The 14,361-nt window shown below is 67.5% G+C and carries 13 protein-coding genes; 3 read left to right on the top strand and 10 right to left on the bottom strand.

Features of this window, described 5'->3' with window-relative positions; translation table 11 throughout:
• Positions 1-184 precede the first annotated feature (184 nt).
• The 3 genes from cls to ERL55_RS00055 all read left to right on the top strand — a co-directional run bounded on the left by cls (position 185) and on the right by ERL55_RS00055 (position 2,772).
• Complete coding sequence (gene cls, locus ERL55_RS00065; protein WP_129134610.1) at positions 185-1,633, top strand: cardiolipin synthase; 1,449 nt, start codon at positions 185-187, stop codon at positions 1,631-1,633.
• Between the two features lie 107 nt (positions 1,634-1,740).
• The gene (locus tag ERL55_RS00060) at positions 1,741-2,013 is read left to right on the top strand and encodes a hypothetical protein (RefSeq protein ID WP_129134609.1); all 273 of its coding nucleotides are present in this window, start codon (positions 1,741-1,743) and stop codon (positions 2,011-2,013) included.
• A 15-nt stretch (positions 2,014-2,028) separates the two neighbouring features.
• Entirely contained in the window at positions 2,029-2,772 is a 744-nt protein-coding gene (locus ERL55_RS00055) for a pyridoxine 5'-phosphate synthase (protein ID WP_129134608.1), read from the top strand.
• Positions 2,773-3,081: 309 nt separating this feature from the next.
• On the opposite strand, the gene ERL55_RS00050 is transcribed toward ERL55_RS00055, so the two are convergent.
• From ERL55_RS00050 to dnaA, 10 genes are all read right to left on the bottom strand, one after another.
• On the bottom strand, positions 3,082-3,495 hold the full coding sequence (locus ERL55_RS00050) for a biopolymer transporter ExbD (RefSeq protein ID WP_129134607.1): 414 nt from the start codon (positions 3,493-3,495) through the stop codon (positions 3,082-3,084).
• A gap of 12 nt (positions 3,496-3,507) precedes the next feature.
• Complete coding sequence (locus ERL55_RS00045) at positions 3,508-3,927, bottom strand: biopolymer transporter ExbD (protein WP_129134606.1); 420 nt, start codon at positions 3,925-3,927, stop codon at positions 3,508-3,510.
• Positions 3,928-3,956: 29 nt separating this feature from the next.
• Positions 3,957-4,715: a MotA/TolQ/ExbB proton channel family protein gene (locus tag ERL55_RS00040; protein ID WP_129134605.1), complete on the bottom strand. Its 759-nt coding sequence runs from the start codon at positions 4,713-4,715 to the stop codon at positions 3,957-3,959.
• Between the two features lie 77 nt (positions 4,716-4,792).
• Positions 4,793-5,455 carry an energy transducer TonB gene (locus ERL55_RS00035; RefSeq protein ID WP_129134604.1) on the bottom strand — a complete coding sequence of 221 codons (663 nt, stop codon included), beginning with the start codon at positions 5,453-5,455 and terminating at the stop codon, positions 4,793-4,795.
• A 162-nt stretch (positions 5,456-5,617) separates the two neighbouring features.
• Complete coding sequence (locus tag ERL55_RS00030; RefSeq protein ID WP_129134603.1) at positions 5,618-6,814, bottom strand: tetratricopeptide repeat protein; 1,197 nt, start codon at positions 6,812-6,814, stop codon at positions 5,618-5,620.
• A gap of 77 nt (positions 6,815-6,891) precedes the next feature.
• Entirely contained in the window at positions 6,892-7,701 is an 810-nt protein-coding gene (locus ERL55_RS00025) for a M48 family metallopeptidase (protein ID WP_129134602.1), read from the bottom strand.
• A 142-nt stretch (positions 7,702-7,843) separates the two neighbouring features.
• Positions 7,844-10,291 (bottom strand): DNA topoisomerase (ATP-hydrolyzing) subunit B, encoded by a 2,448-nt coding sequence (gene gyrB, locus ERL55_RS00020; RefSeq protein WP_129134601.1) that lies wholly within the window; start codon positions 10,289-10,291, stop codon positions 7,844-7,846.
• 79 nt (positions 10,292-10,370) lie between these two features.
• Positions 10,371-11,486 carry a DNA replication/repair protein RecF gene (recF, locus tag ERL55_RS00015; RefSeq protein ID WP_232141569.1) on the bottom strand — a complete coding sequence of 372 codons (1,116 nt, stop codon included), beginning with the start codon at positions 11,484-11,486 and terminating at the stop codon, positions 10,371-10,373.
• Positions 11,487-11,634: 148 nt separating this feature from the next.
• A complete protein-coding gene (gene dnaN, locus ERL55_RS00010; RefSeq protein WP_129134599.1) occupies positions 11,635-12,735 on the bottom strand; it encodes a DNA polymerase III subunit beta in 1,101 nt (366 codons plus the stop codon).
• 245 nt (positions 12,736-12,980) lie between these two features.
• Positions 12,981-14,309: a chromosomal replication initiator protein DnaA gene (gene dnaA, locus ERL55_RS00005; RefSeq protein ID WP_129134598.1), complete on the bottom strand. Its 1,329-nt coding sequence runs from the start codon at positions 14,307-14,309 to the stop codon at positions 12,981-12,983.
• Positions 14,310-14,361: the final 52 nt, after the last annotated feature.

Raw genomic sequence — 14,361 nt, 5'->3', positions numbered from 1 at the left:
CTGTATCCCTGTAACGCCTGCGCATCACCCGTCGCGCGCCCGGATGAGCAATGGCGCGGCGGGGCGCGGTTCCCGGCCTGTTACATCCATGCAACACCCCTGCGTGTGGGGTTACACCCGCCGCTCACACTGTGGCGCACACCGGCAAGCCGCTATCGTGTCGCCGTTCTCCGAGGATTTTTCGATGCCCGACGCGATTGCGCCGCTTGCCGACACCATTGCCGCCTCACTGGACCTGACCACGGTCCTCGCGCTCGGCTGGCTGCTGTACCTGGTCGTGCTTGGCGGCTGGATCGTGCTGCAGAAGCGCGAGCCGGTCGCGACGCTGAGCTGGCTGCTCGGCCTGGCGCTGCTGCCGTACGTGGGATTCCTCATCTATCACGTGTTCGGGCCGCAGAAGATCAAGCGGCACCGCTTGCGCCGCGCCAACAGCCGCAGCCAGCTCGACGCCAGCCACGATGCCTTCGGTGGTCATGCGGACGCACGCGAACTCGCCCGCCTCGGACAGGCGGCGAGCGGCCTGGCGCCTTCGGTGGCGCGCGAGGTGCGGCTGCTGGTCGATGGCGGCGAGAAATACGAAGCGCTGCTGGACGACATCCGCGCGGCGCGCAAGCACGTGCACCTGGAGTACTACATCTATCACTGCGACGAGATCGGCACCGCGCTGTGCGAGGCACTGACCGAGCGCGCGCGCGCCGGCGTGCGCGTGCGCCTGCTGGTCGATGCCGTCGGGGCGGCACGCGCGCGGCGTATGTTCCGTTCGTTGCTGGACGCCGGCGGCGAGATCGCCTGGTTCCATCCGGCGCGCTTCGGGCGCATCTGGCAGCGGCCGTGGATCAACCTGCGCACGCACCGCAAGATCGTGGTGATCGACGGCCGCATCGCCTATACCGGCGGCATCAACATCAGCGACGAACAGGACAACCGCAGCCGCGACGATGCCTTCCGCGACCTGCACGTGCGGCTGGAGGGCGACGTGGTGCGCCCGCTGCAGAGGGTGTTCACCGAGGACTGGATCTACGCCAGCGGCCAGCGCGACTGCCTGAAGGAGATCGCCGACCAGACCCCGCACGCACAGCCGCCCGGCGACATCGCCGCGCAGGTGGTGGTGTCCGGGCCGGATTCGGACTGGGAGGCCATCCACCGCGTGCAGGTCGGTGCGATCCACGCGGCGCGACGGCGCGTATGGCTGGCAACGCCGTATTTCGTGCCGGGGGAAGCCGCGCGGATGGCACTGACCTCGGCGGCGCTGGCGGGTCTCGACGTGCGCGTGCTGCTGCCCAAGCGCAGCGACTCGGTGCTGGTCACCCATGCGGCGCGTTCCTACTTCGACGAGCTGATCGCGGCCGGCGTGCATATCCACGAGTACGGCCCGCGCATGCTGCACACCAAGGCGCTACTGGTCGACGACGCGATCTCGATCTTCGGCAGCGCCAATTTCGACCACCGCAGCTTCCGCCTCAACTTCGAGGTTGCGGTGATGTTCGACGACCGCGACGTCGCGGCCCGGCTCGACCGGCATCTGCAGGGCGAGTTCGCCGACGCGCCCGAAGTGGAGCCGGTCGCCAGCCGCCCGTTGTTCACCTATCGGCTGCCGGAAGCGATGGCCAGGCTGCTGTCGCCGTTGCTGTGAGTTGCCACCCGGCATTCGGGACGGGCGGTGCCGTGGCGTTCGCGAGCGGCGACCGCCGCGCCACGCAGCGGGTAGACTTCACCGGACGAGGCTCAAGGAGAGCGCCCATGCCCTGGCTGTTCCTGTTGCTGGCGATCGCGGCATTCGCCATCGCGATGTCGACCACCTCGATGGCGCTCGCCGTCATCTGCGTGCTGGCCGCGCTGGTGTTCCTGGTGATCTGGGTACTGTCGCTTCTCGCACAGCGGGTGGGAACCCGCAGCCGCGACGACACCATGATGATCGACCCGACCGAATTGCGGCGGTTGCGCGAGGAGGCCGAGGCGCGCCGCGCCGCCGCCGCCGCCGCCACGCTTGGCGACCGTGACACCGCACGCTGAGCACGCACGCAACGCATGACCCGGCTCAGCGTCAACCTCAACAAGGTCGCCCTGTTGCGCAATTCGCGCGGTGGTGGCGAACCGGATGTCGTGCGTGCGGCAAGCGTCTGCCTGGAGGCCGGCGCGCACGGACTCACCGTCCATCCGCGCCCCGACGCACGCCACGCACGCACCGATGACGTCATCGCATTGGCGGCGCTGTGCCGGCAGCGCGGCGTCGAGTTCAACCTCGAAGGCAACCCGTTCGCCGGGGCACGCGAGGGCTATCCGGGTTTTGTTGCGCTGTGCGAACTGGCGCGACCCGACCAGGCGACCCTGGTGCCGGACGACGATGGCCAGCTGACGTCCGACCACGGTTTCGACTTCGCGCGTGATGCCGCGCGCCTGCGCGCACCGGTGTCGGTGCTGCAGGCACTGGGATGCAGGGTCAGCCTGTTCGCGGATGCCGGCGCCGACGTGGAACAGGCAGCCGCGATCGGCGTACAGCGTATCGAGCTCTACACCGGCCCCTACGCCGAGGGCCACGCGCGCGGCGATACCGCGACGCTGGCTCCCTTCGTCGACACCGCCCGCCGTGCCCGCGATGCCGGGCTCGGCGTCAATGCCGGTCACGACCTCAACCAGGACAACCTCGACCCGTTCCTTGCCGCCGTGCCCGGCGTGCTGGAAGTCTCGATCGGCCATGCGCTGATCGGCGAGGCGCTCTACGACGGGCTCGCCGCCACCGTCGCCCGTTACGTGCGCATCGTCGGCGGCTGATCACACCGCTGCGTTCGTACTGCGTCGGTTCGCGATCCGCAAAGCCAGGTCGACCGCGCGACTCGCCGATCGGTGCACTCGTCGGTGGGCTGGCCCTCCGATCACCCGGATCACAGCGCCGAGGTACTGCCATCGCTCATGCGCGGGGCGCGGGGCGATGTCGCGGGGCGATGTCGGTCCGTGTCGGCTCGCTACCTTCCACGCCGTGCTGTGCCCAGGGCGCAGACAAAAAAACGCCGCCCGGAGGCGGCGTTCAAAGGTAAGCGGCTGGCCGGCGCGCTGCAGGCGACGACCGGCCAGGTCCTGCGATTACTTCTTGATGAAACCGATCTTGAGCATCTGTGCGTTCTTCGCCTCGGCCAGGACCTTGGCGAGCACGCCGTAGTCCGAGTCCTGGCTGGCGTCGATCTCCAGCGTCGGCTGGTTGGCCGGATCACGCTGCACTTCCGCTTCCATCATGTTGCGCAACGCGGTCACCGGCACCGGGCTGTCGTTCCAGAACACCTGGTTCGAGTTGTCGATGCGCAGACGGACGGGCTCCGGCGGCTCCACCGGGTTGTCCGGCGGCGTCGTCGAACGCTGCGGCAGGTCGATGTCGATCGGGTACTGCGTCTTCAGGGCGGTCACCATGAAGATGATCAGCAGCACCAGCATCACGTCCGCAAGCGGAATGATGTTGATCTCGGCCATGGGGCCGTCGCCGTCACCACTACTGAATGCCATGGGTGCTCTTCCTCAATTGCTTTCGACGGTCGATACGAAGCCGACCTTACGCATGCCCTGGGACTGCGCGATGGTCACCACTTCGTTGACGATCCGGTACTTCGTGGTGCGGTCGGCACGGAGGTTGATCGGCGGCTGCGGGGTCTTCTGTGCCTCCACCGACAGCGCGCTCTCCAGCTGGGCCAGGGACACGGGCTGATCGTTGATGAACACGTTGCCCTGGTCCGTCACCGCGATGGTGATCGGCGGAGCAGGACCCGCCTCCGGCCGTTCGAGCAGATCGGCTTCGGGCAGGTCCACCTGCACGCGGTGGGTCATCAGTGGTGCCGTCACCATGAAGATGATCAGCAGCACCAGCATCACGTCGACCAGCGGGACGACGTTGATGGCCGCCATCGGCTTGCCGCCACCCTCATTGGAACTGAAAGCCATATCCGGACTCCGTCAGTACGTCGACGAGATCAGCGCTGGGCCGGCGGCGCATCGCCCACGCGCGAACCCGTGGCGAAGAAGTCGTGCAGGTCGTGCGCGAACGTGTCGAGCTTGTTGTTGGTGATGCGGTTGGAGCGGGTGAAGAAGTTGAAGCCCAGCACCGCCGGGATCGCAACACCCAGACCGATCGCGGTCATGATCAGCGCCTCGCCGACCGGACCGGCCACGGCACCCATGTCGGCCTGGCCGCTGGCACCGATGCGGATCAGGGCGCGGTAGATGCCCCACACCGTACCGAGCAGACCCACGAACGGAGCGGTCGAGCCGACGGTGGCGAGCACGGTCAGGCCGGACTCGAGACGCAGCGATTCGCGGATCACGGCCTGGCGCAGGGCGCGGTCGACGAACTCGGAACGGTTGAGCGACTCGACCAGACGCGAGCCTTCATGACGCTGGTGGTGCGCAGCGGCCTGCGCAGCGTCGAGCGCGACCTTGGAGAACGGCTCGCTGGCGGGCTGCTCTTCCATGTAGCGGATGGCGTCCTGGGCGTTCGGGGTTTCCCAGAACGTGGTCACGACGCGATCGGCGGATGCGCGCAGGCGCATGTTCTTGATGAAGTTGAAGATGATCCAGTAGATCGACATGGCCGACATGGCGATCAGGACGATCAGCACCGTCCAGTTCACCGCATCCATGTGCTGGAGCATGTCCGCGAAGCCCATCTGGCTCATTGCCGCGGCGTTGTCGGTGGCTCCGGTGACAGGGGCGTTGGTGGATTCCTGCAGCATGACGCTTACCTTTGAATGATGAAGATTGGAGTTATGGATGGTGCGGTATGGAACGGGTGTTGCGACCCGCGGAGGCGTCAGCCGCCGAGGTTGAAATCGACCGGCACGCGGACCCGGCCAGCGGCTGGCTTGCCGTTGGCGGTTGCGGCGTTGAAGCGCCAGCCACGTGCGGCCTGCATCGCGGCACGGTCCAGGTCACGGTTGCGGCTGGAGGTCTCGACGCTGACGTTGGTGACGTTGCCGTTGGCGTCGACGTCGATGATCAGGATCACCGTACCCTCGATGCCGGCGCGCATGGCGGCGGGCGGGTACTTCGGCGGGTTCATGTTCTTCGACGAAATGTCGACGCTGGCGCCGATATCGGCGACCGGGGCCGGAGGCGCGGGCGGAGCCGGCGTCGGTGCAGGCGTGTCGACCGGTGACGGCTCGTCGAACACCACCGGCGGATCTTCCGGCGGCGGCGGCACCGGAGTCGGGCGCGGCGGCGACAGTTCCTTGATGGGCTGCGGCTTCGGCGGTTCCGGCGGCGGCGGCGGCGGCGGGGGTGGCGGCGGCGGCGGTTCGATGATGACCACCTGGGTCACCTCTTCCTCCTCGGGTCCCGCGCCCGGCGGATTGACCGGCGCCATCAGCAACATGATCGCGGCCGCATGGACTGCGATCACCATCGTGAAGCCAGCGATACGCGCCCAGTTGAGGCCTTCGTCTTCGCGCGGTTGGTTATGCAAGCGTTGCGTCATGCGGGGGGAACTCAAGTCTGGCTGGACGCCGGGGCGCCCCTAGTCGGTGGCTTTGGAGCGCGTCTTCACCGTGTGCAGACGCGAATTCCCAAGTCTATAACAAAAAGAATCCTCGCCACCACCGCACCGAAAACGTTTTTTCAGTGCGGAGGTGGCGACCGCTCAGTGCGCCAGCAGCTTGCGCGCCTCGTCGGGGTTGCGGACTCCCTTGTCCAGCGCCTGCTGCGCCGCCTGCTTGGCTTCCGGGATGCGGTCCTCGTTGAAGAGGATGCGTGCCAGGTTGAGATAGGTCTCGCCGTTCTCGGCCAGCGGCGCGGCCTTCTGGTAGGCGTCGATGGCCGGCGCCACCTGCTCGGAGAAGTAGTACGCCTGGCCGAGCGCGAGGTAGGTCTGGTGGTTGCCCTCCAGCACGCCCTTCTCGAGGCCCTCGTTGATGACCTCGATGGCCTTGGGCTCACCGCCCTCGGTGTTGAGGTGGAGCGCGAAGAGGTTGCGGTACTCGCGGTCCTCGGTCAGCTGCCCTTCGGCGCGCAGGCGTTCCATGATCGCGATCGCTTCGGCGCTGTTGTCGGCCTGGATATGCATCGACGCGAGGTTGAGCTGGGAGCGCTTGTCGCCCGGCGACGCCGCGGCGATCTGCTCGGCGAGGCGGGTGGCCTCGGTGGTGTTCTCGGTGTCGAGGTAGGCCGCCATCAGCGCCTGGGTCCAGCCCATGTTGGGCGTCTCGGCGGCGTCGATCGCCTGGCGCAGCACCGGGATCGCATCCTGCGGGCGGCCGGCCTGGACGAGGATCTGCCCCTTCAGCGCGAGGTCGTCGGCCTTGCTGCTCTGGCTGCCTTCCAGGTAACGGTCGAGGGTGGCCAGCGCCTGCTCGTACTCCTCGTCCTGTGCCTGCAGCTGCGCCAGCATCATCATCGACTGGAAGTGCGCGTTGTTGTCGAGCGCATCGAGTTCCACCGCCTGCACGAGGTAGGTCTTGGCCGCGGCCAGGTCATCGTCGTTGTAGGCGGCGTTGGCTGCCAGTTGCGCGGCATAGGCCTTGTCGTAGTTGTTGGCGCGCGCGTTGGCGATCACCTCGTCGGCGATCTGCCGCACCTGCGCGTTGTCTTCCTTGTCGAGCGCGGTGCCGAGCTTGTTGAGCTGGCCACCCATGCGCTGCGAGGCACGCTCGGTCGGTGCCGTGCGGGTCGACTCCGGATAGAGCTCCTGCGGGCGATTGCTGCGCGACGCGCGTTCGCGCTGGCACTGCTGTTCGTCGGCCTGGATGCCGGACGTCGCCGTGGCATTGACGGTGCCGGTGCCGAGGACGGCGGCAACCGCGAGCGCGATCAGGGCCGGTGCGTGGGTAGTGGCTTTCATGCAATCACCTGTAGCGTTGACATTGGGCACCGGGCCGGTGCGTTGGTTTGCGCTGGAATCGATCTGCCAACGTCCTGTCAGCCACACCTGGGTTGGCGACCCGCCGCCCGCGCCTGCTGCCAGGCCGGCACCAGGCCCTGGGCGCGGGACTGGAGTTCGCCGATCCGGCTCTGCGGATCCGGGTGGGTCGACAGCCACGTCGCGGGACGGTTGCCACCGCTCGCCGCGATCATGTTCTGCCAGAGGTTGACCGCGGCCCGCGGATCGAAACCCGCCGACGCCATCAGTTGCTGGCCGACCACGTCGGCCTCGCTTTCCTGCTCCCGCGAACCGGGCAGCAGGAACCCCGCCTGGGCGGCAATACTGCCACCTTGCACCGCTGCATTGCCAACCCCCTCGCCATAGCGCGAGCCGAGCACGGCGCCGACGACCTGCAACGCGCCGCTCGCGCCGGCCTGCCGGGTAATGCGTTCGTCGTGGTGGCGGGCGATGACGTGGCCGATTTCGTGGGCGATCACCGCGGCCAGCTGGTCCTGGTTCTGCGCGACCTTGAAGATGCCGGTGTACACGCCGACCTTGCCGCCCGGCAGCGCGAACGCGTTCGGATTGTCGTCCACGAATACCGCCGATTCCCAGCGGATGCGCTGCTCGTTGGCCGGCAGCTGCTGCACGATGGCATTGACCACGCAGCTGACGTAGGCGTTCTGGCGGGCGTCGCCCGACACCTGCTGCTGGGTCTTCATCTGCACGAACGACTGCTCGCCGAGCTGGTCGAGCTGGGCCTGGGAGACGGCGCCCACGTACTGGGTGCGCCCGGTGGGCGACACCGTGGTCGCGCAGGCGGTCACAAGCGCGGCCGCGGCCAGCGCTGTCAGGATCGGCTTCATGCGTCGGGAGTTCCGCAGGGAGAGGATTCGACTTGTAATCGGGCGGGGCTTAACGATTCGTCAAGCCCGGTTCCAGCCGGACGGGACGTGATATCGCCGGATCCGGCAAACATCGCCGCCGGATCCTGTGCATCGAGCCGACTCAGACGTCGAGGTTGGAGACCTTGAGCGCGTTGTCCTCGATGAACTCCCGGCGCGGTTCGACCACATCGCCCATCAGCGTGCTGAAGATCTGGTCGGCGGCCACCGCGTCCTCGACGCGCACCTGCAGCAGGCGGCGCGAATCCGGATTGACCGTGGTTTCCCACAGCTGCTCGGGGTTCATTTCGCCCAGACCCTTGAAGCGCTGGATCTGGCGCCCCCTCTTGGCCTCCTCGAGCAGCCAGGCCTGCGCCTCGGCGAAGCTCGCAACCGGCTGTTGGCGGTTGCCGCGCACGATCATCGCGCCATCGCGGACCAGCCCATGCAGCAGCTCGGCCGCCTCGCGCACCGCGCGCAATTCACCGCTTTCGAGCGCGGCCAGCGGCAGCACCTGCTGCAGTTCCACGCCCATGTGCCTGCGGGTGGACAGCAACGCCGCAGGCCGGCCGTCGGCATCCGCCTGCAGGGTGAGCCGATAGACGGGGCGGCCGAGGCCACCCCGGTTGAGGCGGGCCTCGAGGGCATCGAGCTCATGGCGCTCGTCGATATTGGCGCGCAGGCGCTCCGGATCCACCGGGGTGAAGTCGATCAGCGCCTCGATCAGCGCCGGGTCGTAACGGTGCGCGTTGCGGGCGATGGCGTCGCGGGCGCGGGCGTACGACAGCAGCAGCTTCTCCAGATGCACGCCTTCGATGGCCGGCTCGCCCTCTGCCGGGGTGAGTGCCGCACCTTCCACCGCGTTGCCGGCGAGATACGCATCCAGCGCGGCATCGTCCTTCAGGTACAGGTCGGTCTTGCCCTGCTTGATCTTGTACAGCGGCGGCAGGCCGATGTAGATGTGCCCGCGCTCGATCAGTTCCGGCATCTGCCGGTAGAAGAAGGTCAGCAGCAGGGTGCGGATGTGCGAGCCGTCGACATCGGCGTCGGTCATCACGATGATCTTGTGGTAGCGCAGCTTGTCCGGGTTGTACTCGTCCTTGCCGATGCCGGTGCCCAGCGCGGTGATCAGCGTGCCGACCTCGGCCGAGGCCAGCATGCGGTCGAAGCGCGCGCGCTCGACGTTGAGGATCTTGCCCCTGAGCGGCAGCACCGCCTGGTTCTTGCGGTTGCGGCCCTGCTTGGCCGAGCCACCGGCCGAGTCACCCTCGACGATGAAGAGTTCCGACAGCGCCGGATCCTTCTCCTGGCAGTCGGCCAGCTTGCCCGGCAGGCCGGCGATATCCAGCGCGCCCTTGCGGCGGGTGAGGTCGCGCGCCTTGCGCGCCGCCTCGCGGGCACGTGCCGCGTCGATGATCTTGCCCGCGATCACCTTGGCCTCGTTCGGGTGTTCCTGGAGAAACTCCTCCAAACGCGCACCGAACGTGCTCTCAACAGCCGGTCTCACATCTGATGAGACAAGCTTTTCCTTGGTCTGCGATGAAAAGCTCGGGTCCGGCACTTTTACCGACAGCACCGCGATCATGCCCTCGCGCATGTCATCGCCCGACAGCGCCACCTTGGCCTGCCTGGCGATGCCGTTCTGCTCGATGTAATTGGTCAGCGTGCGCGTGAGCGCGGCACGGAAGCCCTGCAGGTGGGTACCGCCGTCCTTCTGCGGGATGTTGTTGGTGAAGCAGTACATCGTTTCCTGGTAGGCATCGGTCCACTGCAGCGCGACTTCCACGCTGATGCCGTTGTGTTCGCCCGAGACCGCGATCACATGCGGATGCAGCGGCGTTTTGAGCTGCGCCAGATGTTCCACGAACGAGGCGATGCCGCCCTCGTACTCGAAGGTGTCGCGGCGGTCCTCGCGCTCGTCGGCGAGCGTGATGCGCACGCCGGAGTTGAGGAACGACAGCTCGCGCAGGCGGCGCGCCAGGATGTCGTAGTGGAACTCGGTATCGCTGAAGATCTCCGAGGCCGGCTTGAAGCGCAGCAGCGTGCCACGGCGATCATCGGGACCCAGCTCCTTGAGCGGGTACAACGGCACGCCCAGCGAGTACTCCTGGCGGTGGTGGTGGCCATCGCGCCAGATGTCGAGCCACAGGTGCTCGGACAGCGCATTGACCACGGAGACGCCGACACCGTGCAGGCCGCCGGAGACCTTGTAGCTGTTGTCGTCGAACTTGCCGCCGGCGTGCAGCACGGTGAGGATCACCTCGGCCGCGGATACGCCTTCTTCCTTGTGGATGTCGACCGGGATGCCACGGCCGTTGTCGGACACCGACACCGAGCCGTCGACGTGGATCGTCACCACGATGTCGTCGGCGTGGCCAGCCAGCGCCTCGTCGACCGCGTTGTCGACCACCTCGAACACCATGTGGTGCAGGCCGGTGCCGTCGTGGACGTCGCCGATGTACATGCCCGGCCGCTTGCGCACGGCCTCGAGCCCGCGCAGGACGGTGATCTTGCTGGAGTCGTAGGCGCTGGTGCCACCGGCGGCGGTGGACTCGGGGGTCTGCTCGGTCATGCGTTCCTCTGTGCGGACGCGGCCTGCGCCGGGCCAAGGCGGCCGGAAGGGCAAAGAAGCAGGCTCGACAATCGACGAATTATAGCATTTTGGGGGGTACGGCCGCCCCGGATGCGCCTGGGCCGGCCGGCCCGTCGGGGATCAGGCTGCCCTGTTCCACGTGAAACACTGTCGCCCCGGCCGCGGCCGCACTGGCCAGCGGCTGCAGATCGGTCCCACTGACGAAGACCTGGGCACGGGTGGCGGCCAGAAGCCCCAGCGCACGCTCGCGATGGTGGGCATCGAGTTCGGAGGCGAGGTCGTCCAGCACCACGATCGGCCATTGGCCCTGCCGACCAGCGAGATCCTGTGCCTGCGCCAGCAGGCAGGCGAGCGCCACCAGCTTGGCCTGCCCCCGCGAGAGCGCCTCGCCCTGCGGGGTTGCGGCCACATGCACCCGCCAGTCGGCGCGGTGAGGGCCCACGGTGGTATGACCCGAGAGGCGATCGCGCTCGCGCGAGATCAGCAGTGCATCGCGCAGGCTCAGGTCCGCGCGCTTCCAGCCCGCGACGAACTCCATTCCCGCCGCGCCCAGCGACGGCGCGATCACCGGCACCACGTCGGCCAGCGCCGCCTGCAATGTGTCGACGTATCCGGCACGGAGCCGCGTCATCGTCTCGCCGGCGACGGCCATCTCGTGCTCCCAGCCGTCGAGCTCGGCATCACCGCGCTGCGCCTTGAGCAGGGCGTTGCGCTGGCGCAGTGCACGGGCATAGCGGCGCCAGGCGGGCAGAAACTCATGTTCCACGTGGAACAGGCCCCAATCCAGAAAACGCCGCCGCGGCTCTCCGCCTCCGGCCACCAGCGCGTGGCTGCCGGGCTCGAAACTGACCACCGCCAGCGCGGCGCACAGGTCGCCCAGCTGGTCCACGGATGCGCCGTCCAGACGCCCTTCCCAGCGGTCGCCGCCATGGCGCAGGCCGGCGCGCCGCTCGCGCCCGGCGTCATCCCACTCGACGAATACTTCCACCGCGGCGGCACCGGTGCGGATCAGGCCGTCGCGTACACGGCCACGGAAACTGCGGCCGTAGGCCATCAGGTGGATGGCCTCGAGAACACTGGTCTTCCCGGCACCGTTCGGGCCGATCAGCAGGTTCACCCCCGGCCCCGGCCTGACGTCGACGTCGTGAAGGCGGCGGAAATCGCGGATATGCAGGCGGGTGATGCGCACGGATCGGTGGTACCGGAAGGCGAAAGCCAGAGCAGTGTAGGGCGTCGCGGGGAGGCGGACTTTCCCTGCGAACGCCCGAAACGAAGTACCCGGCCGGAGCCGGGTACTGTTTCACGTGGAACATAGGGTCAGGTCAGAGCCGCAACGGCATCACCACATGCCGCGACTTCTCGCTGCCCGCCTCTCGCACCAGTGCCGAGGAATTGGCATCGCGCAGCTGCAGGATGACCTCCTCGTCGCGCAGGGCGCTCAGCGCGTCCATCAGGTAGTTGACGTTGAACCCGATCGCGAGGTCATCGACGCTGGTCTGTGCCTCGATCTCTTCCTGCGCCTCTTCCTGCTCGGGGTTGTGCGCGCTGATCCTGAGCTGGCCAGGCGAGACCTCGACGCGGACACCGCGGTACTTCTCGTTGGACAGGATCGCCGCACGCTGCAGCGCCGCGCGCAGCACCTCGCGATCCACCCGCACTTCACGGTCGGCACCGATCGGGATCACCGCGGCGTAATCCGGGAACTTGCCATCGATCAGCTTCGAGGTGAACGTGACATCGTCACGTTTGACCCGGAGGTGGCTGCGGTCCATCTCCAGTTCCAGCGAGCGGTCCCCGCCCTCGAGCAGGCGCTGCAGCTCCTGCACGCCCTTGCGCGGCACGATGATCTGCCGCCGCGTCACCACCGGTGCCTCCAGCTCGGCCTCGCACAGCGCCAGGCGGTGGCCGTCGGTCGCTACGCAACGCAGCCGGCTTTCACCAAGGTCGAACAGCAGCCCGTTGAGGTAGTAGCGCACGTCCTGCTGGGCCATCGCGAACGCGGTGCGTTCGATCAGCTCCTTCAGCGTGGCCTCGGGCACCTGCACCCGCTCGGTGGTCTCCACGTCATCGATCGACGGGAAGTCGTTGGCCGGCAGGCTCGCCAGGGTGAAGCGGCTGCGCCCGGCCTGCACGGTGATCTTGTCGCCGGTCTGCGAGACCGTGACCTTGCTGCCGTCGGGCAGGGCACGGACGATCTCGAACAGCTTGCGTGCCGGGATCGTGGTCTCGCCGTCGACCGCGTCGTCGACCGCGGAGCGCGCAACCATCTCGACCTCGAGGTCGGTACCGGTCAGCGACACCCGCCCGTCCTGCACCTGCACCAGCAGGTTGGCCAGCACGGGCAGGGTCTGCCGGCGCTCGACGACATTGACCACCTGGGCCAGCGGTCGCAGGAATACCTCTCGTTGAAGACTGAATCGCATGCCTGCGCTAACCCCCATGCCCATGTATCAAGGATTGGATAAATATCAAAAAGCGGTGGTGATGGTGTCGCCGGAATCGGTGGGCTAGTGCTTCAACCCGTTGAATCCTTTGGAGAAATTGGAACTGTGAAACGGGTGGACAAGTCGGTGCGGGTTGGAGACAACCTGTGGACAACTCTGGCACCCCGGATTGGCGGTCGACTTATCCACATGTTGTACCGGTTCCGTGCACCGGCTTCTTCGCGCTACTCGCTGAGCTTGCGCAGCAGCTTGTCCCAGTCCTCGCGCAGCTTGCCGTCGGTCTCCATCAGGGTGCGGATCTGACGGCAGGCATGCAGCACGGTGGTATGGTCGCGCCCCGCGAAGGCGTCGCCGATCTCGGGCAGGCTGTGTTCGGTGAGTTCCTTCGCAAGTGCCATCGCCATCTGGCGTGGGCGGGCCAGCGAACGGGTACGCCGTTTCGACAGCAAGTCCTTGATCTGCAGGCCGTAGTAGTCTGCCACGGTCTTCTGGATGTTGGGGATGCCGACACTGTGCATCTGCGCGCGCAGCAGGTCGCGGAGGGTCTCCTGGGCGAACTCCTGGGTGATCGCGCGGCCGGTGAAGTTGGCGCGTGCCGCCAGCGTGTTGAGCGCTCCCTCGAGGTCGCGCACGTTGGAGCGCATCTTCTTGGCGATCAGGAACGCGACGTCCTCGGGGATCTGCGCGCCTCGCTCGCGCGCCTTCGACAGCACGATCTGCGCGCGGGTCTCGAAATCGGGCGGGTCGATCGCCACCGACAGGCCCCACGCCAGCCGCGACTTCAGCCGCGGCTCAAGCCCTTCGACCTCACGCGGGAAGCGGTCGCAGGTCATGATGATCTGCTGGCGGCTGTCGAACAGCGCATTGAAGGTGTGGAAGAACTCCTCCTGGGTGCGGTCCTTGCCGGCGAAGAACTGGATGTCGTCGATCAGCAGCGCGTCCACACGCTGGAACTGGCGCTTGAAGCCCTCCATCGCCTTTTCCTGCAGCGCCTTCATCATCGCGCTGAAGAACTGCTCCGAGCGCAGGTACAGCACCCGCATCGACGGATTCGCCGCACGCATGGCATTGCCGGCGGCGAACATCAGATGGGTCTTGCCCAGGCCGGTGCTGCCGTACAGCAGCAGCGGGTTGTGTGCGCGGTCGCCGGGTTTCTGCGCGGCCTGCAGTGCGGCGGCACGGCCCAGCTGGTTGCTGCGGCCCTCGACGAAGTTCTCGAAGGTGTAATGACTGTCGAGGTTGCCGGCGAACGGTTCGCTGGGCGCCTGCGGCGGCACCACGCTGATCGGCGTGTCGGCCATCGTCTCCGGCGCCGCGCGCGGCAGCGAGCCGATCTCCAGCGAGACCTCGCCGTTGCCGGCGAAATGCGCGAGCAGCTCGCGGATGCGCGCCAGGTAGCGCGAGCGCACCTCGTCGCGGACGAAGGCGTTGGGTGCGTACAGCACCGTCATGTCGTCGCGCCGCGCGGCCTGCAGGGGCTTGAGCCAGGTGTGCACGTCCTCGAGCGGGAATTCGGCTTCGAGGCGTTCGAGACAGCGGGGCCAGACATCCATCGGGTGTTGAACTTTTTTCAGCAGGCGACCTGCGCGCCGCCGCAGGATGGGC

Origin of the sequence: Luteimonas sp. YGD11-2 (assembly GCF_004118975.1) — a bacterium.
In the GTDB taxonomy this organism is placed as follows: Bacteria; Pseudomonadota; Gammaproteobacteria; order Xanthomonadales; family Xanthomonadaceae; genus Luteimonas; species Luteimonas muca.
The sequence above is the reverse complement of the archived record's forward strand: the minus strand, read 5'-3'. Positions and strand labels throughout refer to the sequence as shown.